22 protein-coding genes are annotated in these 23,753 nt (G+C 72.4%); 9 read left to right on the top strand and 13 right to left on the bottom strand.

The features are described 5' to 3' along the window. Nucleotides 1-87 precede the first annotated feature (87 nt). From GA0070619_RS06945 to GA0070619_RS06935, 3 genes are read right to left on the bottom strand one after another with little or no spacing between them, the layout of a single operon-like run. Nucleotides 88-678, bottom strand: a complete 591-nt coding sequence (locus tag GA0070619_RS06945; protein ID WP_088947299.1) for a GNAT family N-acetyltransferase — start codon at nucleotides 676-678, stop codon at nucleotides 88-90. Further along, nucleotides 675-2,186 carry an APC family permease gene (locus tag GA0070619_RS06940; protein ID WP_088947298.1) on the bottom strand — a complete coding sequence of 504 codons (1,512 nt, stop codon included), beginning with the start codon at nucleotides 2,184-2,186 and terminating at the stop codon, nucleotides 675-677. Before GA0070619_RS06940 ends, GA0070619_RS06945 begins: the two co-directional genes overlap by 4 nt. A gap of 48 nt (nucleotides 2,187-2,234) precedes the next feature. Next, nucleotides 2,235-2,861, bottom strand: coding sequence for a GOLPH3/VPS74 family protein (locus GA0070619_RS06935; RefSeq protein WP_088947297.1), 627 nt, complete (start codon nucleotides 2,859-2,861; stop codon nucleotides 2,235-2,237). A gap of 184 nt (nucleotides 2,862-3,045) precedes the next feature. On the opposite strand from GA0070619_RS06935, the gene GA0070619_RS06930 reads away from it, so the two are divergent. The 3 genes from GA0070619_RS06930 to hrpB are packed head-to-tail and all read left to right on the top strand — an operon-like array spanning nucleotide 3,046 to nucleotide 6,681. Further along, complete coding sequence (locus GA0070619_RS06930) at nucleotides 3,046-3,870, top strand: helix-turn-helix domain-containing protein (RefSeq protein WP_255509115.1); 825 nt, start codon at nucleotides 3,046-3,048, stop codon at nucleotides 3,868-3,870. Nucleotides 3,871-3,911: 41 nt separating this feature from the next. Further along, nucleotides 3,912-4,112 carry a DUF397 domain-containing protein gene (locus tag GA0070619_RS06925; RefSeq protein WP_088947295.1) on the top strand — a complete coding sequence of 67 codons (201 nt, stop codon included), beginning with the start codon at nucleotides 3,912-3,914 and terminating at the stop codon, nucleotides 4,110-4,112. A 28-nt stretch (nucleotides 4,113-4,140) separates the two neighbouring features. Then, nucleotides 4,141-6,681, top strand: coding sequence for an ATP-dependent helicase HrpB (hrpB, locus tag GA0070619_RS06920; protein ID WP_088951607.1), 2,541 nt, complete (start codon nucleotides 4,141-4,143; stop codon nucleotides 6,679-6,681). Between the two features lie 8 nt (nucleotides 6,682-6,689). On the opposite strand, the gene GA0070619_RS06915 is transcribed toward hrpB, so the two are convergent. After that, a complete protein-coding gene (locus tag GA0070619_RS06915; RefSeq protein ID WP_088947294.1) occupies nucleotides 6,690-7,415 on the bottom strand; it encodes a PP2C family protein-serine/threonine phosphatase in 726 nt (241 codons plus the stop codon). A gap of 274 nt (nucleotides 7,416-7,689) precedes the next feature. Between GA0070619_RS06915 and GA0070619_RS06910 the strand changes: the two genes are divergently transcribed. Next, nucleotides 7,690-10,299, top strand: coding sequence for a glycoside hydrolase family 9 protein (locus tag GA0070619_RS06910; RefSeq protein ID WP_088947293.1), 2,610 nt, complete (start codon nucleotides 7,690-7,692; stop codon nucleotides 10,297-10,299). A gap of 64 nt (nucleotides 10,300-10,363) precedes the next feature. Here GA0070619_RS06910 and GA0070619_RS06905 read toward each other — a convergent pair whose 3' ends face one another. Further along, on the bottom strand, nucleotides 10,364-11,020 hold the full coding sequence (locus GA0070619_RS06905) for an HAD family hydrolase (RefSeq protein ID WP_088951606.1): 657 nt from the start codon (nucleotides 11,018-11,020) through the stop codon (nucleotides 10,364-10,366). A gap of 276 nt (nucleotides 11,021-11,296) precedes the next feature. Between GA0070619_RS06905 and GA0070619_RS06900 the strand changes: the two genes are divergently transcribed. From GA0070619_RS06900 to GA0070619_RS06890, 3 genes are all read left to right on the top strand, one after another. Next, entirely contained in the window at nucleotides 11,297-12,211 is a 915-nt protein-coding gene (locus tag GA0070619_RS06900; protein ID WP_088947292.1) for a hypothetical protein, read from the top strand. A 126-nt stretch (nucleotides 12,212-12,337) separates the two neighbouring features. Beyond that, nucleotides 12,338-13,588, top strand: a complete 1,251-nt coding sequence (locus tag GA0070619_RS06895; RefSeq protein ID WP_088947291.1) for an HNH endonuclease signature motif containing protein — start codon at nucleotides 12,338-12,340, stop codon at nucleotides 13,586-13,588. A gap of 291 nt (nucleotides 13,589-13,879) precedes the next feature. Beyond that, on the top strand, nucleotides 13,880-15,169 hold the full coding sequence (locus GA0070619_RS06890; protein ID WP_088947290.1) for an MFS transporter: 1,290 nt from the start codon (nucleotides 13,880-13,882) through the stop codon (nucleotides 15,167-15,169). Between the two features lie 3 nt (nucleotides 15,170-15,172). On the opposite strand, the gene GA0070619_RS06885 is transcribed toward GA0070619_RS06890, so the two are convergent. The 5 genes from GA0070619_RS06885 to GA0070619_RS06865 are packed head-to-tail and all read right to left on the bottom strand — an operon-like array spanning nucleotide 15,173 to nucleotide 19,746. Further along, nucleotides 15,173-15,430 (bottom strand): UBP-type zinc finger domain-containing protein, encoded by a 258-nt coding sequence (locus GA0070619_RS06885; RefSeq protein ID WP_088947289.1) that lies wholly within the window; start codon nucleotides 15,428-15,430, stop codon nucleotides 15,173-15,175. Next, nucleotides 15,427-16,998 (bottom strand): Na+/H+ antiporter, encoded by a 1,572-nt coding sequence (locus tag GA0070619_RS06880; RefSeq protein WP_088947288.1) that lies wholly within the window; start codon nucleotides 16,996-16,998, stop codon nucleotides 15,427-15,429. The genes GA0070619_RS06885 and GA0070619_RS06880 overlap by 4 nt, the downstream gene beginning before the upstream one ends. Nucleotides 16,999-17,036: 38 nt before the next feature. Continuing rightward, nucleotides 17,037-18,002, bottom strand: coding sequence for a TIGR03885 family FMN-dependent LLM class oxidoreductase (locus tag GA0070619_RS06875; protein ID WP_088947287.1), 966 nt, complete (start codon nucleotides 18,000-18,002; stop codon nucleotides 17,037-17,039). 52 nt (nucleotides 18,003-18,054) lie between these two features. Beyond that, nucleotides 18,055-19,470 (bottom strand): NADP-dependent succinic semialdehyde dehydrogenase, encoded by a 1,416-nt coding sequence (locus tag GA0070619_RS06870; RefSeq protein WP_088947286.1) that lies wholly within the window; start codon nucleotides 19,468-19,470, stop codon nucleotides 18,055-18,057. 12 nt (nucleotides 19,471-19,482) lie between these two features. Next, entirely contained in the window at nucleotides 19,483-19,746 is a 264-nt protein-coding gene (locus GA0070619_RS06865) for a DUF6343 family protein (protein ID WP_088947285.1), read from the bottom strand. Between the two features lie 178 nt (nucleotides 19,747-19,924). On the opposite strand from GA0070619_RS06865, the gene GA0070619_RS06860 reads away from it, so the two are divergent. Further along, complete coding sequence (locus GA0070619_RS06860; RefSeq protein ID WP_088947284.1) at nucleotides 19,925-20,527, top strand: antibiotic biosynthesis monooxygenase; 603 nt, start codon at nucleotides 19,925-19,927, stop codon at nucleotides 20,525-20,527. Nucleotides 20,528-20,644: 117 nt separating this feature from the next. Continuing rightward, nucleotides 20,645-21,496: a GDSL-type esterase/lipase family protein gene (locus GA0070619_RS06855; protein WP_088947283.1), complete on the top strand. Its 852-nt coding sequence runs from the start codon at nucleotides 20,645-20,647 to the stop codon at nucleotides 21,494-21,496. 50 nt (nucleotides 21,497-21,546) lie between these two features. Here the strand turns inward: GA0070619_RS06855 and GA0070619_RS06850 are convergent, their stop codons facing one another. The 3 genes from GA0070619_RS06850 to GA0070619_RS06845 form a co-directional block, all read right to left on the bottom strand. Next, nucleotides 21,547-22,302 (bottom strand): EcsC family protein, encoded by a 756-nt coding sequence (locus GA0070619_RS06850; RefSeq protein ID WP_088947282.1) that lies wholly within the window; start codon nucleotides 22,300-22,302, stop codon nucleotides 21,547-21,549. Nucleotides 22,303-22,351: 49 nt separating this feature from the next. Further along, the gene (locus tag GA0070619_RS32695) at nucleotides 22,352-22,498 is read right to left on the bottom strand and encodes a hypothetical protein (RefSeq protein ID WP_172861992.1); all 147 of its coding nucleotides are present in this window, start codon (nucleotides 22,496-22,498) and stop codon (nucleotides 22,352-22,354) included. A 106-nt stretch (nucleotides 22,499-22,604) separates the two neighbouring features. Then, on the bottom strand, nucleotides 22,605-23,465 hold the full coding sequence (locus GA0070619_RS06845; RefSeq protein WP_088947281.1) for a peptidase M23: 861 nt from the start codon (nucleotides 23,463-23,465) through the stop codon (nucleotides 22,605-22,607). Nucleotides 23,466-23,753: the final 288 nt, after the last annotated feature.

The raw sequence follows: 23,753 nt of genomic DNA, 5'->3' as shown, positions 1-23,753 counted from the left end.
TCCACGACAGGAGGGCCGGGTCCATTGGACCCGGCCCTCCTCCGTGTCCGCATTGTCACGCGAGCGTGACAGCACGGACCGGTCCGGTCAGCGGCTGACCGGCTCCCGCCACATCGGCCAGAACGGCGTGCCGTCGGGCACCCGGAACGGCTCCCCGGCCAGGTAGCCGTTCTTCGCGTACAGGTCCCGGCTGCGCGGGCTGCTCGCCTCCAGGTACGCCGGCATCGCGTTGGCGTCCAGCCAGGCGTGGTGGTGCCGCATCAACGCGGTGCCCAGCCCCTGACCCTGCCGGCCCGGCTGGGTCGCCAGGAAGGCCAGGTGGTGGTGCTCCGGATGCGGGTGGTGCGCGGCGAACAGCTCGTCGAGATGCTGGAACCGGTCGGTCCACTCGCCGCAGGCGGCAGCCAGCCGGGCGTCGTAGTCCACCGGCGGCGGAGCCGGCTCGCCGACCGACGGGAACCACACCGCGACGGCGGCCCGGTCCTCGGTGGCGTGGACGAAGCCGTGCCGCATGGCGTGCCCGACCAGGATCTCGAAGTCCCCGGCCAGCACGGCCTCCCGCTTGCTCGGGTCGGGCACCAGCCAGCGCGTCACCTCCAGGACGGTGAACGCCTCGGCGATCCGGCCGGCCACCAGGCTGGTCTCGTCGGGTCCGAGTTGCTCGATGACGATGCTCATCGGTTCACCTCCACGCTGGCCGGCGCCTCTGGCTTGACCGCAGCGGCAGCGCTCGCCGCTCCGAGGCCGATCCGGGCGTACGTGTCCGGACGGCGACGGCGCAGCACCAGCGCCCAGTTGATGCCCAGGACGGCCACCACCGGGAACACGGCGGGCGCTAGCCAGCGCAGGGGGGAGTCCGGCGCGACGCCGAGCAGGTTGGCGAAGTTCGACACGGCCAGCCAGATGATCACGAAGAGCGCGAGGGTGGCCAGGACGGGTGCGATGAGCCGCCGCCACAGCGTCTCGTCGCCGCCGGAACGGGCGAAGTAGGCGATCACCGCCACCGAGGTGGTGGCGATCAGCAGCAGCACGCCGAAGCCGCCGGTGGTGCCAACCCAGAAGAACAGCTTGACAACCGGATCCCAGCCGTTGACCGCGTACAGCAGGATGACCAGTAGGCCGAACACGCTCTGCGCCACCGAGGCGGCCTGTGGCGCGCCGCTGCGCGGCGAGGTCCGTCCGAACACCGCCGGCAGCACCCGCTCCCGACCGAGTGCGAACGCGTAGCGGGCCGTGGTGTTGTGGAAGGAGATCATCGCGGCCAGCACCGAGGTCAGGAAGAGCACCTGGCCGATGGTGACCGCGGTGTCACCGAGGTGCGCCGCGGCCAGGTTGAAGATCAGCCCAACGCTCTGCTCGCCGGCCTCGCTGACGATCTGATCCGGTCCGACGGCGACCGCCATGGTCCAGGAGGAGAGCGCGTACAGCGCGGCGACGATCACCACTGAGAGGTACGTGGCCAGCGGCACCGTCCGCTTCGGGTCCTTGCTCTCCTCGCTGAACACCACGGCGGACTCGAAGCCGACGAACCCGAGGACGGCCAGCACCAGCACCGCGCCGACCCCGGGCACGAAGAGGTTGTCGGGCGCGAACCCGGCGAAGCTGACCTCGCCGCCGGCCGGGTTGCCGAGCTGGCCCAGGTCGAAGATCAGGACGACCACGATCTCGGCGACCAGCAGCGCCGCCAGCACCCGGCCGTTGATGTCCACCCGCAGCAGGCCGAGTACGCCGACCAGTGCCCACGCCACCAGGGCGACGATCGACCAGTGCGGGTGCCCGCCGAAGATCCGGTCGAGCACCGGCTCGGCCGCCACGCCGATGGTGCCGTACAGCCCGACCTGGAGCGCGTTGTACGCGGTCAGCGCTACCCAGGCCGCAGCCACACCGGCCGGTCGGCCCAGACCTCGGGAGACGTAGGCGTAGAAGGCGCCGGCGTTCTCCACCCGACGGGACATCGCCACGTAGCCCACCGAGAACAGCGCGAGCACAGCGGCGACCAGCAGGAAGGCCAGCGGGATGCCGGTCACGCCGATGACGCCGTAGCCGGTGGTGACGACGCCGGCCACCACGGTCAACGGCGCGGCGGCGGAGAGCACGAAGAAGATCACCGAGGGGATGCCGAGGCGGCCCCGGGCGAGAGATTCGGAGACGTTGCTGGGTCGGTCGACTGTCGATGTCGGTCGCATACGACTACTCCGGTTGTCGAGGGAGGGGTAGGGGGTTACCGGGGGGGATCAGGGGAGGCCGCGCAGCACGGCGGCGCCGACGGCGGCCTCGGTGTGCCCGACGAGCTCCTTGAGGGGTGCCGGCAGCGCGGGGATGAGGACGTTCAGGCGGTGGTGGGCGCGCGGGCCGGCGCTCCACAGCACCTCGCGGGTCAGCCCCGTCGCCATGACCAGGCCGAGCAGCAGAGCATCCGGCACGCTTGGCGGGTCCGGCCGTTCCAGCAGGGCCCGCAGCCGGGTGGCCGGCCAGGCCACCGCGTTGAGGTCGATCGGCAGGTAGCTGACCGAGGTACGCAGCAGCCGACGGCTCTCCTGGCGGCGCAGCACGCCGGCGCGGGCCAGCCGCTCCCCCACCGAGGTGGTCGCGCTCTGGGCCAGGAAGCTGAGCCAGATGCGCAGCTCCTGGTGCTGGGACTCGCCGATCAGCTGGTCGAGCACGGTGTGCGCCAGCGCGTCAGCCGGCGGACGGCGGTCGATGACGGTGACCCGGCCGTCGGAGACGGTGATGTGTCCATAGAGGAGCAGCTCGCCGAGCAGCCCGGCGGCCAGCCCGAGCCCGGTCGCCGCCGGGTGCAGCTTGGCCTTGCCACGACTGTCGTTGTGTGCGATCAGGAAGAACTCGTCGGCGCTGAGCAACGGTCCTCCCCGCACAGGTGTGTCCACAGTGATCGCGACCGGGAAAGGATGCACCGACTGCTACTGCAACGCAACTCCCAGATTTGAAAGTTGCACTCCGTGCAGGCGCGACCTGCGGATCTTGTTCTGTCAGACTCGGACGGTGACCGCCGTTCCCACCACCCGATCCGCCACCAGCCCGACCGTGCGCCGCCGACGCATCGCCAGGGAGCTTCGCCAGCTCCGGGAACGCGCGGGTATGACCCTCGACGTGGCGGCCCGTCAGCTCGACATGTCGAAGAGCAATCTCTCCCGCATCGAGACCGCCCAGATCGGCATCAAACCGCGCGACGTCCGGGCGGCACTCGCGCTCTACCAGGTGACCGGCTCCGACGCTGAGGCACTGATCGAGATCGCCCGAGGCGCGCAGCAACGCGGCTGGTGGCAGAACTACAGCGACGTGCTGCCCGAGTGGTTCGAGTTCTACGTCGGGCTGGAGGCCGAGGCGGCGACGCTGCGCACGTACGAGGCCGAGTCGGTGCCCGGGCTGCTGCAGACCGAGGCGTACGCACGGGAGATCTTCCGGCGCACCGCCGGCGAGGACGGCCTGGAGCGCAAGATCGCCGCCCGGCTACGCCGACAGGAGGTGCTGCGTCACGAGGATCCGGTCCATCTCTCGGTGGTGCTCAACGAGGCGGTGCTGCTGCGCCCGGTCGGTGGCGCCGCGGTGATGGCCGAACAACTGGTCCACATGACGCGGATAGCGCAGTTACCCAACGTGACAATTCAGGTACTTCCATTCGCGGCTGGCGGCCATCCCGCGATGAGCACCCCGTACGTGATCCTCAACTTCGCCGATGCCGCCGACGCCTCAGTGGTTTACCTGGATAACCTCACGATGGGGCTGGCTCTGGAGGATGGCGATCATGTGCTCGGGTATAGCCTTCTGCACGAGGAGCTGTGCCGGATGGCGCTCGATCCGACGGCGTCGCTGACCCGTCTTGAGCATGCTTCTCGTAACTTTGCGTGACCGCTTCTGCGGCACGCCGACGCAGACGAGAGGTACCCCGGATGACGGCGCACGACCTGACCCGAGCGGACTGGCGCACCAGCACGCGCAGCAGTGGCAACGGCAACTGCGTGGAGGTCGCGACAGCCGACGGTCAGGTCGCCGTACGCGACAGCAAGGACCGCTCCGGCCCGGTGCTCGCCTTCGGGCCGTCGGCCTGGCGGGCCTTCGTGGGGGGCGTCGGCGAGGTCCGTCGGCGTTGAGGCACCCACGCCGGTGCGAGACTGGGCCGTGCTCTCCGACGTAACCCTGGACCTGCCGGTACGCCCGGTGCTGCCGGCGATGGTCGCGGCGCTCGACGCCGCCGGCGCCGGCGTGCTGGTGGCCCCGCCGGGCACCGGCAAGACCACCCTGGCGCCGCTGGCCGTGGCCGACCGGGTGACCGGCCGGGTGGTGATCGCCCAACCCCGTCGGGTGGCGGCCCGCGCCGCCGCCCGGCGCATGGCCGAGCTGCTCGGCGAGCGGGTGGGCGAGCGTGTCGGCTACGCGGTCCGCGGTGAGCGCAAGGTGGGCCCGGCCACCCGGATCGAGGTGGTCACCACCGGCCTGCTGGTCCGGCGGCTGCACCACGACCCGGAGCTGCCCGGTACGGGCGCCGTGCTGCTCGACGAGTGCCACGAACGACAACTCGACGCCGACCTCGCGCTGGCCTTCACCGTCGAGGCGCGGGCCACCCTCCGGCCGGACCTGTGGCTGCTGGCGATGTCCGCCACCCCGGACACCGACCGGTTCGCCGCGCTGCTCGGCGGGTCCGCCCCCGCCCCGGTGGTACGGGCCGATTCGGCGCTGTACCCGGTGCAGCGGATCTGGGCGCCGCCGGCGCGCCCGATCGCCCCGTCCGGGGCCGGGCCGGTGGACCGGGCCCTGCTCGACCACGTGGCCGCCACCGTCCGGCGGGCGCTGTCCGAGCGCGACGGCGATGTCCTGGTCTTCCTGCCCGGGGCCGGCGAGATAGCGGGGGTCACCGGCCGCTTGGCCGACCTGCGCGACACCGTGGCGCTGCTTCCGTTGCACGGCCGCCAACGCGGCGCCGAGCAGGACGCCGCCCTGCGTCCCGCTGACCGACGCCGGGTCGTGCTGGCCACCGCGCTGGCCGAGACCAGCCTGACCGTCCCGGGCGTACGGGTCGTGGTGGACGCGGGGCTGTCCCGGGTACCGCGTATCGACCTGGCCCGCGGGCTGGGCGCTCTGGTCACCGTGCCGGTCTCCCGAGCCGCCGCCACCCAGCGGGCGGGCCGGGCCGGCCGGGAGGCCCCCGGGTACGTCTACCGGTGCTGGTCGGCGGCGACCCACGAGCGGCTGCCCGCCCGGGCCGAGCCGGAGATCGCCACCGCCGACCTGACCGGCTTCGCGTTGGAGCTGGCCGCCTGGGGTCGGCCCGACGGCGTCGGGCTCGCGCTGCCCGACGCCCCACCGGCCGCCGCGATGACGGTGGCCCGGGACACGCTGCACACCCTGGGCGCGGTCGACGTCGACGGCCGGATCACCGCGCGGGGGCGGGCGATCGCCGCCGCGGGTGCACACCCCCGGCTGGCCCGGGCGCTGCTCGACGGCGCCGGGCGGGTCGGCGCCGACCGGGCGGCCGAGGTGGTCGCCCTGCTCGCCGAGGAGAGCGCGGCGGGCCCCGGTGACGACCTGGTCGCCGGTTGGCGTCGACTGCGAACTGGTGTCGACGCGGGCGCGACAGCCCGGTGGCGCACCGAGGTACGACGGCTACGCGCCGCCCTGCCCGCCGGCGGCGCACCCGCCGGCCGCACCGACTCCGTGGGCCGGGGCGGCTCGGGTGGGCTCAGCGACGATCTCGCCGCCGGGCTGCTCGTCGGTCTGGCGTACCCGGAACGGTTGGCCCGGGTGCGGCGACCGGGCGGTTCGGCGTACCTGATGACCGGCGGGACCGCCGCGGAGCTGGCGGTCGGTTCGGGGCTGGCCGGTGCCGACTGGCTGGCGGTGGCCGTCGCGGACCGCACCCCCGGCGCGCCGTCGGCGCGGATCCGCCGGGCCTCGCCGGTGGACGAGGCGACGGCCCGGGAGGCAGCCGGCCCGCTGCTGCGCACGAGTCGGGAGGTCGGCTGGTCCGACGGCGACGTGGTGGCCCGGGAGGTGACCCGGCTCGGCGCGATCGAGCTGGTGCAGCGGCGGCTGGACCGACCGGACCGCGCGGAGGTGGCCGCGGCGTTGCTGACCGGCCTGCGTCAGGAGGGTCTGGGACTGCTGCCCTGGACCCCGGCGGCCCGGGCGCTGCGGGAGCGGCTCGCGTTCCTCCGACACCATCTTGGCGTCCCGTGGCCGGACGTCAGCGACGAGGCGCTGCTCGACGCCGCACCCACCTGGCTGGGACCGGAGCTGGCCGCCGCCCGGCGCCGCGCCGACCTGGCGCGGGCGGACGTGACGTCGGCGCTGCGCCGGCTGCTGCCCTGGGCGCAGGCCGCCCGCTTGGACGAGCTGGCCCCGGAGCGGATCGAGGTGCCGAGCGGTTCGCGGATCCGGGTGGACTACACCGACCCGACCGCGCCCGTGCTCGCGGTGAAACTCCAGGAGACGTTCGGCTGGTCGGTGGCGCCACGCGTCGGCGACGGGCGGGTGCCGGTGCTGCTGCACCTGCTCTCCCCCGCCGGCCGGCCGGTGGCGGTGACCGCCGACCTGCCGTCGTTCTGGCGCACCGGCTATCCGCAGGTCCGTTCCGAGTTGCGCGGGCGCTATCCCCGGCACCCGTGGCCGGAGGATCCGGGAACGGCGACGCCCACCCGCCGCGCCACACCACGGCGGCGCTGAGCGCCCGCCTATTCCTCCACGACGTCGGCCACCACGACGGTGACGTTGTCCGGTGCGCCGGCGTGCAGTGCCAGGTCGATCAGCTTGCCGACGCACTCCGACCGCTCCGGGTAACCGGTGAGCACCTCGGTGAGGGTGTCCGGACGGACGACGTTGGACAGGCCGTCGCTGCACAGCAACCAGCGGTCGCCGGCCCGGGGCACCATCGTCGCGTACGACGGGGAAACCTCGTCGCCCTGCAACGCCTGGGTGACCACCGCCCGTCGCGGGTGGCTGCTGGCCTGGTCCGCGGTGATCACGCCCTGGTCCACCAGCATCTGGACGAACGTGTCGTCCCGGGTGACCTGCTTGAGCACGCCCTCGCGAAACAGGTAGGCCCGGGAGTCGCCGACGTGCGCGAGGGCCAGGCAGCTGCCGGTACGGGCGAAGAGCAGGGCGGTCAGCGTGGTGCCCATGCCCTGCCGCTCGGAATCCTCGGCGACCGCCTGCCGGATCCGGGAGGTGGCGAGCGCGATGCCACCCTCCAGTGCGGCCACCAGAGCGTCCTCGGGAGTCTCCACATCCAGCGGGGCGACCGCGTCGATGGTGAGGGCGCTGGCCAGGTCACCGGCGGCCATCCCGCCCATGCCGTCGGCGACGGCGACGAGCCAGGTGCCGGCGTGCAGGGCGTCCTGGTTCCCGCTGCGGATCAGCCCACGGTCGCTCGTTCCCACGGAACGCAGCTTCAGGGTCATGGGAGGCAGCCTGCCAGGCGAAGGGCGCAGTTGTCTCTAGGAGATCAGGACGACGGCGCGTGGCGCGGCCAATCTCACGTCCGGATGGCGGCGCGTCGAGGGATGCCGGTCGGCTGACCGCCCTCGTCGGATGCTGAAACCCATCCAACCAGATCAATTGACATGGCGTACCGGCACTGGAAACATCGAGCCGACACCTGGGAGCGCTCCCAGGTTATTTCCGCCCCACCGTGCCACCACCAATGTCCCACTTTCCGTCCCGGAAGGACTCCCCGTGACGCCATCCCGACGCCGCCTCCTGCTGGCCGCGGCGACCACCCTGGCCCTCACCGGCGCCGGCGCCGGCGCGGCCCACGCCGACCCACCACCGGACGCCCCCGAGCAGATCGACAACGGCGACTTCAGCGCCGGAGTGAGCCCCTGGTTCTCGTTCGGCACCGGCCCCCTCGCGGTCACCGACGGCCGGCTCTGCACCACCGTCGCGGGTGGGCTGGCCAACCCCTGGGACGCCGGCATCGGCCAGGACGGGGTGCCGCTGATCGCGGGCGCCGAATACACCCTCGGCTTCGCCGTCTCCGCCACCCCGGGCGCCGCGGTCAAGGCCGTACTGCAACTCGGCAGTGCCCCCTACACCACGTACGCGGCCGTGGACGCCAGCGCGACCGGCACCGCCCAGCGGGTCGAGCAGACCTTCACCGTCCCGGACGACAACCCGAACGCACAACTGATCTTCCAGGTCGGCGGCTCCCCCGAGACGCAGACCGTCTGCCTCGACGACGTCTCGCTGCGCGGCGGTGAGCCGCCCGAGCCGTACGAGCCGGACACCGGGCCACGGGTGCGGGTCAACCAGGTCGGCTACCTGCCGGGCGGCCCGAAGAACGCCACCGTCGTCACCGAGGCCACCGAGGCGCTGCCCTGGCAGCTTCGCTCGGCCGCCGGCGCCGTCGTGGCCAGCGGCAGCACCACCGCGCGTGGCGTCGACGCCGCCTCCGGGCAGAACGTGCAGACCGTCGACTTCTCCAACTACCGCACCCCCGGCACCGGGCTCACGCTCACCGTGGACGGCGAGACCAGCCACCCGTTCGACATCTCCGGGACCCTCTACGACCAGCTGCGCTCCGACTCGCTGCAGTTCTTCTACGCCCAGCGCAGCGGCATCGCCATCGACGGCGACCTGATCGGCGACGAGTACGCCCGCCCCGCCGGCCACCTCGGCGTGGCACCCAACCAGGGCGACACCAACGTGCCCTGCCAGCCGGGCGTCTGCGACTACTCCCTGGACGTGCGCGGCGGCTGGTACGACGCGGGCGACCACGGCAAGTACGTGGTCAACGGCGGCATCGCCACCTACCAACTGCTCAACACGTTCGAGCGGACCAGGACGGCGGCCACCGCGGCCGGCGGCGCCGCGCTGGGTGACAGCACCCTGCGCGTCCCCGAGCGCGGCAACGCCGTGCCGGACATCCTCGACGAGGCCCGCTGGGAGCTGGAGTTCCTGCTGCGCATGCAGGTGCCGGCCGGCAAGCCGCTCGCCGGCATGGTCCACCACAAGATCCACGACCAGAACTGGACCGGGCTGCCACTCGCCCCGCACGACGACCCGCAGCCGCGCGAGCTGCACCCGCCGTCGACCGCGGCCACCCTCAATCTGGCCGCCACCGCCGCCCAGTGCGCGCGGCTCTTCGCCCCCTACGACGCGGCGTTCGCCAGCCGCTGCGGCACTGCCGCGAAGACGGCCTACGCCGCGGCCAAGGCCCATCCCGCGGTGTACGCGAGCCCGACCGACGGCACCGGCGGCGGCGCGTACGACGACACGAACGTGACCGACGAGTTCTACTGGGCGGCGGCCGAGCTGTACCTCACCACCGGGGCGCAGACCTACCTGACCGACCTGACCGCGTCGCCGCACCACACCGGTGACGTGTTCGACCCGCGCGGCTTCGGCTGGCAGAGCGTTGCCGCGCTGGGCCGCCTCGACCTGGCCACAGTGCCGAACGGGCTGCCCGCCGCCGACCTGGCCCGCGTCCGCGCCTCGGTCACCGCCGCCGCCGACAGCTACCTCGCCGAGCTGCGCCGACAGGCGTACGGGCTGCCGATGCCCGGTGACGCCAACAGCTACTTCTGGGGCGGCAACAGCAACGTCATCAACAACGCCGTGGTGCTGGCCACCGCCTTCGACCTGACCCGCAACCCCGTCTACCGCGACGGTGCCGTTCAGGCCATGGACTACATCCTCGGTCGCAATGCCCTGAACATCTCCTACGTCACCGGGTGGGGCGAGCACGCCGCGCAGAACCAGCACAGCCGGATCTTCGGCCACCAGCTCGACCCGAACCTGCCCCGACCGCCCGCCGGCTCCCTCGCCGGTGGCCCGAACGCCGCCCTCCAGGACCCGTTCGTGGCGCAACTGCTCGCCGGCTGCAAGCCGATGTTCTGCTACGTCGACGACATCAACTCGTACTCGACCAACGAGGTGGCGATCAACTGGAACTCGGCGCTGGCCTGGATCTCCTCGTTCCTGGCCGACCAGGGTGACGCCGGCGCGGTGCCGGCCACCACCTGCTCGGTGAACTACACCAACTACGGTGCCTGGCAGGGCGGCACCGGGTTCACCGCCCAGCTGACCATCCGCAACACCGGTGCCACGGCCGTCAACGGCTGGAGCGTGCGGTTCGCGTTCACCGGCGACCAGCGGGTCCGCGAGGCGTGGCTGGCGAAGGTCACCCAGGCCGGCTCGACGGTGACCGCGCGCAACGAGTCGCACAACGCCAAGATCGCACCGGGCGGCACTGTGACGTTCGGCTTCAACGCGACGACGGCCGGCGGCGCCAACCCCGCTCCCGGCCTGATCACGGTCAACGGCGGAGCCTGCAGCCTCTCCTGACCCACTGCTGGTGGCCGCCCTCCCCGGGCGGCCACCACGCTCGCATGATCACGCGGCCGGCGGGCTAACCGCCGGCCGCGTTGTGCTTCGCGACCAAAGTGGGGAGTTCGTCCAGCGAGTCGATCCGGAACAGGCACCGTTCGGACACGGCCGGCATGTCGAGGATGTGACCCCACGGTGAGCGCCGGATCAGGCACGTCTTCATCCCGGCCTCCTGAGCCGGGCGGGCGTCGTTGTCGGGTCGGTCGCCGACGTACAGAATCGACGACGCGTCACCGCCGCCCTCACGAACGACCCGCTCGAAGAAGGCCGGTGACGGCTTCGCCACCCCCCAACCGTGCGACGTGCCGATCAGGTCGACAGGTAGGTCGAGCGCCCGAAGGGTCGACTCGGCGTGCGCTGGCTGGTTGCCGGCCAGGCCCACCACCAGGCCCTGCTCCCGCAACGAGGTCAGGCACGATCGTGCGTCCGGGTAGAGGTCCTCTTCGCCGAACGACTCCGGCTGACCGGCGGCCGCGCGGCGCTCCAACTCGACCGCGAGATCGAAGTCCGGCCGGAAGGCCCGGAACGTCTCCTGATAGTCCAGGCCCCGGGCGATCACCGCACCGAAGACCGCCGAGAACGTGTGCCGTGGAACGCCGAGCCAGTCGGCCCAGGCGGCGAACTCGTGGGACTCGTCGAGAATCGTCCCGCCGACATCGAAGAAAATCGCATTGATCACGTGCATCCCCGTCACTGTCGTTGTCGGTGGATCATAGGCAGCGGCACGACCGGCCACCAGGACTCCATGATCACTTGATGGTGAGCAGCTGGAACAACGCGACTTCCGCTACTGACCACCATGTGATCGAGGGCAGGCGGCGGTGTGCCGCTCCGCAGAAGCGTTCGGGGCGAGCGTGCCTCCGGCTGGCGCTGTGGAGCTGATGACGCAAACGATTCACCGGGCGCGGCAGCAAAACCGATGGATCGGACGCGCTGAGTGAGCCATGGTGACGCCATGGATGACGGCGAACTGGCCGGGGCGGAGCGTCGGGTGTGGGCGGCGATGCCGGCGGGAACGCGGACCGCGCTGACCGGACTGTCCAGCGCAGACCTGAGCAGTCTGCTGTTGAGCGTGGCCCGCGACCGGGCGGCGACCGCGCGTCCATCCGACGCGGTACGACGGTGGCGCCAGGACCGCTTCGTCCGCCCCGCCCGCACCGACCCGCGCGCGCTCGCACGGGTGGAGGCCCGAATGTGGCAACTACTGCCCGCCGACGTCGCCGGAGTGGAACTGTCGCCGGTCGTACCGGTCGGCACCTGCTCGGCGGTCGCACCGGTCAGCCAGAACAGGATCGTCACCACGATGCGCGCCAGCGAGGTACTGAGCGATCCCACCAACGCCCTCGCCATCGAGGCGGCCGTACGTCGCCGCCGACAGAGCGAGGTGCACCTGGCCGCCGCCCATCGGGTGCTGCGGGCGCAGGATTTCGGCAACGACGCGTCGGCTCACTTCCGGCTCTTCGCCCTGGTGTCCAGCGCCCGCGACACTGGTTCGGGCGGCACGCAGACCCGGTTGCTCGTCCGACACCTCACCTACTGGCGGGCCGTCCTCGCCGAGCTGGCGCCGGCCGTCGCGCCTCAGCTGCACGTCACCACCTTCGACGATCGGACCGTCCGAGAGCGGCTGGCCGACACCGTCCGACCGGCACTCGACGGGGGTGCGGTGCCGCTCGTGGATGAACCGGAGCGGTCTCGCGGTCGCGGCTACTACACGGGGTGCGCCCTGCGGATCACTGTCCTGGGCGGCAGCCTGGAGGTCGGTGACGGCGGCCTCACCGACTGGACCGCCCGGCTGAGCGGTGACGCAAAGGAACGCTGCCTCGTCTCCTGCCTCGCCACCGAACGCCTCGTCGACTCCATCAGCCGTTGAGCCGGGCCGGGCGACGACCACCTTGCCCACCGTCCGAGCGGCCACTCATCTCCACCGCCGGAAGCCGCCGCGCTTGGCCTGCTGACCGAACCCGAAACTGTCGTACAGCTGTTCTATTCTCGTTCCATGTTGGAGGAGTTGACGCATGCGGAGACGGCGGTCGCCGACTGCCTCGACGCACCGGCGTGGGCTCTTCCGGAGCACGACCTCGTCGCGGCGCTCGACGCCGCGCACCGACTCGAGCAACGCCTGGCCGCGGTCAAGCTGACCCTCGTGCGGGAGCTGGACGGTCGAGGCACCGGGACCACGCAGGACGCATCCTCGACGGTGGTGTGGCTGCGGGACCGGCTGCGGCTCAGCGTCTCCGCCGCTCGCCGGCTGGTCGATCTCGCCGGCGCGTTGGACGCCGGAGCGCCAGGCGTGCGCGCTGCTCTGGCCAGCGGTGATATCAGCGTCGAGCAGGCCCGGGTCATCGGCGACACGGTCAGCACGGTGCACACGGCCGCCGGCGCCGAGGCGGCCGGGAAGGCGGTCGGCGTCCTGGTCGAGTGGGCCGGGCAGTTCGAGCCGACCCTGCTGCGCAAGCTGGGCACCCGCATCCTCGATCACGTCGCCCCGGAGGTCGCCGAAGCCGCCGCCCGGGCGGCGCTGGAGGCCGAGGCCCGCCGAGCCAGCCGGGATCGCCATGTCACGCTGTCCGAGCTGTCGGACGGCCGGCTGCGGCTGTCCGGCAGCCTGGACGCTGAGGCGGCCGGCCTGCTGCGCGCCGCGATCGACCCCCTGACCGCACCGTCCGGTCCGGACGATCCGCGTTGTCCCGGGCAACGCCGGCACGACGCGCTCGCCGACCTCTGCCGGCTTGCCCTGCGCACCGGCGAGTTGCCCGAGCACGGCGGCGACCCCGCCCAACTCGTCGTCACCACAAGCTTCGAGACGTTGGCCCGGCAGCTCGACGCCGGCACTCTCGACACCGATCTTCGGCTCACCCCGGAGACGGTTCGCCGGCTCGCCTGCGACGCGGCGATCCTGCCCGCTGTCCTCGGCGGCGCCGGTCAGACGCTCGACGTGGGCAGGCAGCGTCGGCTCGTCACCGGCCCCCTGCGACGCGCCCTGGTCCTGCGCGACCGCGGCTGCGCCTTCCCGGGCTGCGACCGCCCGCCCCGCTGGTGCGACGCCCACCACATCCACCACTGGGCCGACGGCGGCAGCACGAGCCTGACCAACGCCGTGCTGCTCTGCGCCCACCATCACCGACACGTCCACCGTGGCGAGTGGACCGTCCGGCTCGGCGGCGACGGTTGGCCCGAATTCGTCCCGCCGGCCTGGCTCGATCCCGACCGGCTCGCCCGCCGCAACCAGTACCACCGGCGAACGTGACCCATCACTGATCCGACTCCGCCAAACAAGCCGACGCCGCCGGACAGACGCGCAGCGCGAGCAGGCGCGCACCGCGAGCAGGCGCGCACCGCGAGCAGGCGCGCAGCACGAGCAGGCGCGCAGCACGAGCAGGCGCGCAGCACGAGCAGGCGCGCAGCACGAGCAGGCGCGCAGCACGAGCAGGCGCGCAGCGCGAGCAGATCAAGAGCCGGCAAGCGACCCGGAGGGGCTGTGACGGGCACCGCACTGCGCGGGGCATCGATGAGCAGGCGGCGGCTCTACGGTCGGTGGATGGGCATCACGGCGGAGGTTCGCGGCCGTTGGCGGTCGCTGTCGCCGCTGCCGCCGCCCGGTCGGTTGCGCACCCTGTCGCTGGCCACCCTCGCCAACACGGTCGGCACGGGGCTGTGGGTGACGGGTGCGGCGCTCTTCCTCACCCGCGCCGTGGGGCTGACCCCGACCGAGGTGGGGCTCGGGCTCACTCTCGCCGGCCTGGTCGGGCTCACTGCCAGCGTGCCGCTCGGCGGGCTCGCCGACCGACGTGACCCCCGGAGCCTCCGCGCCGTCCTGCAACTGGCGCAGGCGGTTGTCGCCGCCGCGTACCTGCTGGTCGGCTCTTTCCCGGTCTTTCTGCTGGTGGCCACACTGGACGCTCTGCTGATCTCCGGCAACCTCGCCGTCCGCGCCGCGCTGGTCGCGGCGGTGGGCGGCCCCGAGGGCCGGGTGTACGCCTTCGCCACCTTGCGCGCGGTGGCCAATCTGGGCGTGGCGCTCGGTGCGGGGCTGGCCGCGTTCGCGCTGGTGGCGGACACCGGGTGGGCGTACCGACTGTTGGTGCTCGGCAACGTCGCCACCTATCTCGTCTCGGCGGCGCTGATCATGCGGCTCCCGGCGTACCCGCCGGCCCGGCAACCACTGCGGCAGAGAGCCGGCCGGGCGTTGCGCGACAAGCCGTTCCTCGCGGTCGCCGGCGCCTCGGCGGTGCTCTCCGTGCACCACGTGGCGTTGACGCTGGTGCTGCCGCTGTGGGTGGTGGCGCACACCGATGCGCCTCCGGTGACGGTTTCCGCCCTCCTGCTGGTCAACACGCTGCTCACCGTGCTGCTCGCCGTACGGCTCAGCGGGAGCGCTCGGCATGCGGTGCCGGCGGCGACGACGATGCGCCGGGCGGGGTTGGTGCTCGCGGCCGGGATGCTGCTCTGGGCCGCGACCGCCGTCGTGCCCACCCCGGTGGCGATCGGCCTGCTGCTGGGCGCGACGGTGATCTACACCGTGGGCGACCTGTGGCACGCCGGGGCCGGGGCGGCGCTGGCCTACGACCTCGCCGCCCCGGACGCCCTCGGCGCCTACCAGGGGGTCGACGGACTGCTCGCCGGGCTGGTCCGCGCTGCCGGCCCGGCCCTGCTGACCTGGTTGATCATCGACGGCGGCCCGGTCGGCTGGCTGGCGCTGGCGGGTTTGCTCGCGCTCACCGGCCTCGCCGTGCCGCCACTCACCCGCCGCGCCCTGGCCGACCGCGCCGATCGCGCTGACCGCACCGAACGCACCGAACGCGCTGACCGGTCACCGCACCCGGTCTGACCGTCAGCCGATCTCCTCGTCGACGAAGCACCATCGCCAGGCCTCGCCCGGCTGCGCCGAGCGGATCACCGGGTGGCCGGTGGACGCGAAGTGCTTGCTCGCGTGCTGGTTCGGCGACGAGTCGCAGCAGCCGACCTGCCCGCAGCTCAGACAGGTGCGCAGGTGCACCCAGTAGGTCTCGCCGATGGCGACGCAGTCCTCGCACTCGTCGGGGGTGCGCGCCTCGGCGGCACCCGCCTCGGTCAGGTGCTGACAGCTCACTTCCCGGCCTCCCTCAGCAACGACTCCTCCAGGTCCAGGTCACGATAGGCCTGCACCAGCACCTCCTCAGGGATCCGACCGGAGTCCCGGGCAGCCCGGAACACATCCCGCTCGGCGTCGATCATCTCTTGTCGCAACCGACCGTACGCCTGCGACGGGGTCTCCCGCTCGGTGCCACCGAGCCGTTCCCAGGCCATGTTGGTGCGGTCCTCCACCGCTCGGCGCAGCCGGTCCACCACCGCGTCCGGGGCGCTGTCGGCCAGCTCGTCGAGACGCTCCTGGGCAGCCCGGCTGGCCTGCTGCTGCACACCGGCCGCGGACAGCGCGTCCTGCACCGGGTCGTCCTGCGGCAGCTTCAACCGACGGGCGACCAGCGGCAGCGTGGCACCCTGGCCGACCAGCGTGAAAACGATCACCGCGAAGGCCAGCCAGATGAGCAACGCCCGGGGGTACGGCTCGCCGTCGGCCAGGGTCAGCGGCAGCGCGAGCGCGGCGGCCAGGGTCACCACGCCGCGCATCCCGGCCCAGCCGATGATGATCGGCAACTTCGGCGACGGCCTGGGGTCGCGTCGGCGGACCCGGGGCACCAACCGGGCCAGGTAGGTGGCCGGGAAGAGCCAGATGAACCGGGTCAGGAAGACGGCGGCGAGCACCGCGAATGTGGTGATGACGAGCGAGCCGACCGGTTCGTCGAGGTCGTGCAGCACCTCCCGCAGCTGGAGCCCCACCAGCAGGAAGACCAGGCCCTCCAGCAGGAATCGGACCAGCCGCCAGAACGCGCCGATCTGCAACCGGGATGCCGCCGACAGCAACTGCGGCAGCTTGTGCCCGAGCAGCAGACCGGTGACGACCACCGCGACCACACCGGAGGCGTGCAGGTGCTCGGCGGTGAACACCACCGCGAACGGGATGATCAACGACAGCGCGTTGTCCAGCAGAGGGTCGGTGATCCGCCGGTGCAGGAAGCCGAAGACCAACGCGCCGAGCGCCCCGATCAGGATCCCGCCGCCGGTGGCCCGCAGCACCTCGATGGCGACCTCGGCCGTGCCGACCGCAGATCCGATGGTGGCCATCGTCGCGACCCGCAGCAGCACCAGCGCGGTGGCGTCGTTGACCAGGCTCTCCCCCTCCAGGATGGTGACGACCCGGCGGGGCAGGCCCACCCGCCGGGCCACTGCCGTGGCGGCCACGGCGTCCGGCGGGGCGACCACCGCGCCGAGGGCCAGGCAGATCGCGAACGGCAACTGCGGCAGCAGCAGGTGCAGCACCAGCCCGACCACGAAGGCCGTGAACAACACCAGGCCGACCGCGAGCAGCAGGATCGGCCGGATGTTGTTCTTGAACGCCGGCACCGAGGTCTCCAGTGCGGCCACGTAGAGCAGCGGCGGCAGGATGCCGATCAGCACCAGCTCGGGGTCGAGTTCCACCTGCGGGAAGCCCGGTACGAACGAGAGCGCCAGACCGAGCACGACCAGCACGATCGGCGCGAGCAGGCCGAGCCGGCGGGCCAGCGCGGCACCCAGGGTGGCGATCGCGAGGAAGACGACGACCGGAAACAGGCTTTCCATGGGGTACGAGCCTAGGGGTCCGTCGGTTGAGCCCTCGATCAGCCAGCCGGGCGCAACTTCGGCAGCACCTCCGCGCCGAACGCGTCGATGAAGCCGCGCTGCTCCTGCCCGACGTGGTGCAGGGCGATCTGGTCGAAGCCGAGTTCGACGTACTCTTCCAACCAGCCGACATGCCGACCCAGGTCCGCGGACACGTTGACCACCTCGGCGACCCGCTGCGCCGGCACGTCCGCGGAGACCACGTCGAAGTGCTCGACGGTCTCCAGGTCCCAGCAGACCGGCGGGGCGAAGACGTTGCTGCGCCACTGTTCGTGGGCGATGGCCTCGGCCTGCGCCTGCTCAGACGCCCAGGAGACGTGCACCTGCAGGTGCAGTGGCCCGCGCCCACCGGCGTCCCGGTACGCGTCGATCATCTCGCGCAGGTGTGCCTTCGGCGCGTTCACGGTGATTAGCCCGTCCGCCCACTCGGCGCACCAGCGGGCGGTGGCCACGCTGACGGCGGCGCCGACCAACGCGGGCGGCTGCTCCGGGCGGGTCCACAGCCGGGCCCGGTCCACCCGGACCAGGCCGTCGTGGCTGACCTCCTCGCCGGCCAACAGCGCGCGGATCACGTCCACGCACTCGCGCAGCCGGGCGGCGCGTACGTCCTTGCGCGGCCACGGGTCGCCGGTGATGTGCTCGTTGCTGGCCTCGCCGGTGCCCAGCGCCGCCCAGAACCGGCCCGGGTACATCGCGCCGAGCGTGCCGATCGCCTGCGCGATGATCGCCGGGTGGTACCGCTGGCCGGGCGCGTTGACAACGCCGAACGGCATGCCGGTGGCCTGCAACGCGGAGCCCAGCCAGGACCAGGCGAAGCCGGACTCGCCCTGCCGGGCGCTCCACGGCGAGAAGTGGTCGGAGCACATGGCCGCGTCGAAGCCGGCCCGCTCGGCGTGCATCACCGCCTCCAACAGGGCGCGTGGACCGATCTGCTCATGCGAGGCGTGAAAACCGAACGACGTCATGGGCACACTTCCTACCCACGACGGCACCGGCTGACGCGTGCCGCGCCCCGAACTACTCGGCGTGCGCCCCGGTGCCGGCCGAGGCGGCGCCCTCACCCACCCAGACCGTCTTGGTGTTGCAGAACTCCCGCATGCCCAGCGCCGACAGCTCGCGCCCGTAGCCCGAGTTCTTCACACCACCGAACGGCAACTCCGGGTAGGACGTCGTCATGCCGTTGATGAAGACGTTGCCCGCGTCCAGGTCCGTGGCGAAACGCTCCTGCTCGGCCGGGTCCCGCGTCCAGGCGTTCGAGCCGAGCCCGAAGCTGGTGCCGTTGGCGACCTCGATCGCCTCCTCGTACGAGGAGACCCGGAACAGGCCGGCGACCGGGCCGAAGACCTCCTCGGACCACATCCGCATCTGCGGGGTGAGGTCGGTGACCACTGTCGGCGGGTAGAACCAGCCGTCGCCGCTTGGCAGCTCGCCACCGCAGAGCACTGTCGCGCCGTTGTCCACGGCGTCCTGGACCTGGGCGTGCACCTCGTCACGGCCCCGCTCGCTGGCCAGCGGCCCCACGTCGGTGTCCGGGTCCATCGGGTCGCCGACCCGCAGCGCGGCCATGTTCGCGGCGAACTTCTCGGCGAAGGCGTCGAACACGTCGGTGTGCACGATGAACCGCTTCGCGGCGATGCAGGACTGGCCGTTGTTCTGGCAGCGGGCCGTGGTGGCCACCTCGGCGGCCCGGTCCACGTCGGCCGAGGGCATCACGACGAAGGGGTCGCTGCCGCCGAGTTCGAGGACGGTCTTCTTCAGCTCCCGTCCGGCGATCTGGGCGATGGACCGGCCGGCCGGCTCGCTGCCGGTGAGCGTGGCGGCGCGCACCCGGGGGTCGCTGAGGATCCTCTCGACGGCCTCCGAGCCGACCAGCACTGTGGTGAAGGCCCCCTCGGGGAAGCCGGCCCGCCGAAACACGTCCTCCAGCAGCAGCGCGGTCTGCGGCACGTTCGAGGCGTGCTTGAGCAGGCCGGTGTTGCCGGCCATCAGCGCCGGCGCGGCGAAGCGCATCACCTGCCAGAGCGGGAAGTTCCACGGCATCACCGCGAGCACCACACCGATCGGCTGGTAGCGGATGAACGCCCGGGTCGCCTTCACGGCGTCGGCGTCGGCCGGTTCGTCGGCGAGGAACGCCGGGGCCTTGTCGGCGTAGAAGCGGGCGGCCGTGGCGCACTTCGTCACCTCGGCCTGCGCCGACACGTAGGTCTTGCCCATCTCCGTGGTCATGATCCGGGCGATCTCGGCGCGCTCGGCGTCGAGCAGGTCGGCGGCGGCGTTCATCCACTGGGCGCGCTGGTCGACGGTCGTCTCCCGCAACTGCTGGTACGCGAGGTCGGCGCGCTCGATGGCACCGTCGAGTTGCTCGGTGGACATCGCCTCATAGGTCTTGAGCACCTGGCCGGTGGCGGGGTTGGTGGTGGCGATGTGGGGCATCTCGTCCTCCTGTCACTCGAACAACGAGTGTCGTACGCCCGGCTCCTCGCGGCGGCGGGCGGCGCGGCGGCGCTGGATCACGACCAGGTCGACCACGGCGACCACAGCGAAGATCGCACAGACGACGCCCAGCCAGGCAATGCCGGCCCAGAATGCCAGCACCGCGAAGAGCACCATGATCACCAGCCCGAAGCTGGCGAGGGTGAGACGGAGGTTCAGCGCGCTGTTCGCGTGGCCGACCGTGCCACGGGCACGCCGGGGCTGCGATCTCGTCATGCTCAGGGACCTACCCCCGATCGCCAGCGTTAACCGGCCTCGGACACCTCGGTCGGTCGCGAACGACCACCGACAGGTTCCGGCCGATGGCCTGCACGGGCGGGCGGCACCGGAGCGCGCCGGTGTGCTCGATTACATCCGTTCGCGTCGTGGCCCCTGCCGACCGCAGGATGGACGCATGTCATTGACCCTCGCCGTGCCGGTGACCGTCGCCATCGCCCGCCGTGTCGACCCGGCACGGTCCAGCGAGATGGTGGCGTGGATGCGGGCCGGCACCGCGTTGGCCGAGGCGTTCCCCGGGTTCCTCGGCGCCGGCTGGGTGCAGAGCGGCCCCGGTTCGCCGGAGTGGCACATGCTCTACCGCTTCGCCGACGCCGAGACGCTGCACCGGTGGGAGGAGTCGCCGCAGCGGCACTGGTGGCTCAGTTCGGCGCAGGGCATCGTCGAGCACACCCGGGTCGAGCGGCGTACCGGGATCGAGGGCTGGTTCGACCCTCCGCTTGAGCACTCGGTGGACCCGGTCGAGCCGGTCGGCCCGGTCGGGCCGACCACGCCTCCGAGGTGGAAGCAGGCGGTGACGATCTGGCTGGCGTTCTTTCCGCTGAGCCTCAGCGCCACCCTGCTGACCAGCCGTTTCCTCGACGCGGTGCCGCTGGCGGCACGGGTGCTGCTGATGACCCTCTGCCTGACCCCGCTGATGACCTATCTTGTGCTGCCCCGGATCACCCGGGCGCTGCACTGGTGGCTGCACGGTCAGCCGGCGCCCTGGCGGGCCTTATAGCACCCCGCTGGCGCCATCGTCGGCGCTCTGCCGCATACCCGACAGCACCTCCCCGGCAAACCACGTCCTACGCATAGAGTTACCGCGCTGTCGCTCTGTGCTGCGGGAGGGGATGTCATGCCTCGACGGGGGGTCACCGCCCTGGCCTGTCTCGCGGCGCTGGTGGCGCTGGCCTGCGAGGGCGGCACCTCCGCGACACCCCGTCCCACCAAGAGCGCACCGCCGTCGAGCGGCCCGGGCGGCATCGCCGCACTCGGAGACTCGATCACCACCGGCTTCGCCTCCTGCCTCGTGCTCACCTCATGCGAGCGCAACTCCTGGTCGACCGGGGACGGCCTGCGGGTGGAGAGCCACTACCGGCGACTGCTGGAACAGAATTCGGCGATCCGCGACCGGACGTACAACCACGCCCGTCCCGGCGCCCGCGCGGACGCGCTGGAGGGTCAGGCCCAGGCAGCGGTACGCGACCGCGCCGACTACGTCACCGTGCTGATCGGCGCCAACGACGTCTGTCGGGGCGGGGTGGACGCGATGACCCCGGTGGCGCAGTTCCGGGCCGACGTCGACCGGGGCCTACGGGTGCTGCGGACCGGCCGACCGAAGGCCCGGGTGCTGGTGGTGAGCATCCCCGACCTGTACCGGCTCTGGGAGGTCGGGCACGACGACGCCCGGGCCGTACGGGCGTGGAGGCGGGGCATCTGCCCGTCCCTGCTGGCCGAGGCGACCTCGACCGCGCCCGCCGACCGGGCGCGCCGGGCCGCCGTCCGGGACCGGATCAACGCGTACAACACCGAGTTGGTGGCGGCCTGCCGGGCGTACGGCTCCCGCTGCCGGCACGACGGTGGAGCGGTGCACAAGGTCCGATTCACTCTGGACCTGCTCAACCCGCTGGACTGGTTCCACCCCAACGCCACCGGCCAGGGCCGGCTCGCCGAGGTCACCTGGCGCTCGTCCGGCCTGGCCAACTGACCAGGCTGGCCGGCTGACCAGGCTGGCCGGCTGACCAGGCTGGCCCACGGTCAGTGGCGGCGGGGCTCCGGGACGGCGACGCCGCGGGAGCGGTACAGGGCCCGGGATCGCTGCGCCAGGTCCTTCGTGGCGGACGAGTTGGCCCAGGTGCCGAGGACGATGGCCGCACCTGGGATGATCTTGGCGACCATCCGCTTGGCGGCCCGGACGCCGGCCATCTGGGCCAGCCGGACGCCGAGTTGCAGCATGACCCGGCCGAGCGGGCGCCGGCCGCCGGAGCCGAAGAGCGCGTCGGCGCGTTCCCGACCGGCGGCCACACCGAGGGCCAGCCGGGCGCTCTCGGCGACCTTGTGCACGCGCTGGAGCACCAACAGGTCGGTGGCCCGGTCGCCGTGCAGCGGGTCGACGTCGTACGCGGCGGCGATGTGCAGCACCATCCGCGCCTGGGTCCAGGCCAGGACGCCCACGTCGATCACGGCCCCGGGCAGCCCTGCCGCTCCGGAGACGGCGCCGGACAGTCGGGCCAGGTTGACGAACTTGCGGGCCGCCTGGTCGGCAAGGACGTCGGCCGACACCCCGGGCTGTTCCGCTCGGGCCCGGACGGCCCACTGCGCGGCCTCCGGCCCGAGCCGGCGCACCGCCTCAAGGGCCAGGTGCTCCGGGGCGTACTGCGGATCGTCGCGCATCCGGTCCCAGAGACGGGCCGGCGGACCCTCGGGGGCGTCCACCGGCCCGGTCGGCAGGCCGACGGACGGCTGGGGGGCAGGGGCGGCAGGTTGGCCGCCGACGGGTGGGGTGTCGGTCACCGGGTCTCCCGAGGGGTGGGAAAGGCGGACAGGGCGGCCGATGGAGCGGTCAGCGGCGGCGGTTGGAGAACCGGGCCGCCAGCCCCTTGAGCTTCTGCTGGTTGCCCGGCTTGGCCATCTCCCGACGGCCTCGCTCCACCAGCTGCTGCCCCTTCGGCGATCTCAGGAACATGGTGATTCGCTGCATCAGTGACATGGCGTCCTCCTGTCGATGGTCCCGCTGTCATGTGTACCCCTAACCCGCAACACATGTACCCAGGATGCGACAGCCTCAACCCTCACCGTCCACAGTGGGCGGTAGGTTACCGTCCCGTCGGCACGATGGCGTCGACGACCCGGGTGGCCCGCCACTCGTGCTGCTGGTAGTGCTCGGGGTACGCGGAGACCTGCACCGCCTGAGCGGCGTCGGTGAGCCGCATCCGCTGCCAGCCGGGCACCTGCTCCAGCGCGGCGAGGAACTGCCGGGTGGCGAACTCGGGGTCCATCAGCCGACCCACCGGGCCCCAACCGCTGCTCGAACGCTGCTGGAACAACCCGACCGAGTCGTGGTCCCAGCCAACGCCCTGGTGCGGGTAGTCCTGCGACTCGGGCAGCACGCCGCTGGCCACGTTGTAGAGGTTGCTCTCCTGCATGGCGGTGGCCACCGCGATCACCAGCCCACGCCGGGGCACCCCCATCTTGCGGCCGGCACGGACGATCGCCTCCGCGTTCTCCATCTGGTCCTCGTCCAGCCCGGCGACGGGCGCCGGGTCGGTCGGGCGAGCCGGGGCGGCCTTCCGGGCCGGCGCGCTGGTGTCCGGGTCGGCGGGGGTCGCCGCGGTGGACGGAACAGCGGCGGAGGTGCTCGGGGCAGCCACCCGGTCGAGGCCACGGGACGCACTCTGCTGCTCGGCGCGCTGCGCCAACTCGGAGTTGGAGATCGCCCCCTCCCGCGTCGCCGCGTCGGCGGACTCGTCGCGGACCTGTGCGACGGCGGCCAGGCCGAGGCAGCACACCACGCCCGTCGCCAGCGCCACCTGCGCCCGGCGTCGACCGGTCAGGTCCCGGGCGTACGCCCGAAGCCGACTCGCGGTGGTTGTCCGTTCGGTTGAGGTGCCATCCTCCGTATCGGCAGTGGGGGTACTCGGGGCATACGGGTCGTCGAGGGTGCCGTCGTCACGCATCAACCGAGGCTAGGCAGGGGGAAACCCTGATCACGCACGGTGATCACGTGGCGCTTCCCACACATTCGGCCCGTCCTGGTGGACGACCTGGGCGGCTCGACCTGCCCGGGGAACGTACCTCGCGTACCGGACCATCCAGGCGGCGCACGCAGTCTGGCTCGGCCCGCCACAGGCCGGGACATCCGACCGCGGGACCCGACATGATCGACAAACTCGGCCTTTGGGCCGAACCGGGCTCGTCCGATCGGTCGACCGGACTCGCCTGGCGGCGTAAACAGATGATTAGTC

This window comes from Micromonospora zamorensis (assembly GCF_900090275.1).
In the GTDB taxonomy this organism is placed as follows: domain Bacteria; phylum Actinomycetota; class Actinomycetes; order Mycobacteriales; family Micromonosporaceae; genus Micromonospora; species Micromonospora zamorensis.
Note: the sequence above shows the minus strand (reverse complement) of the source record. Positions and strands in the feature narration are given on the sequence as shown.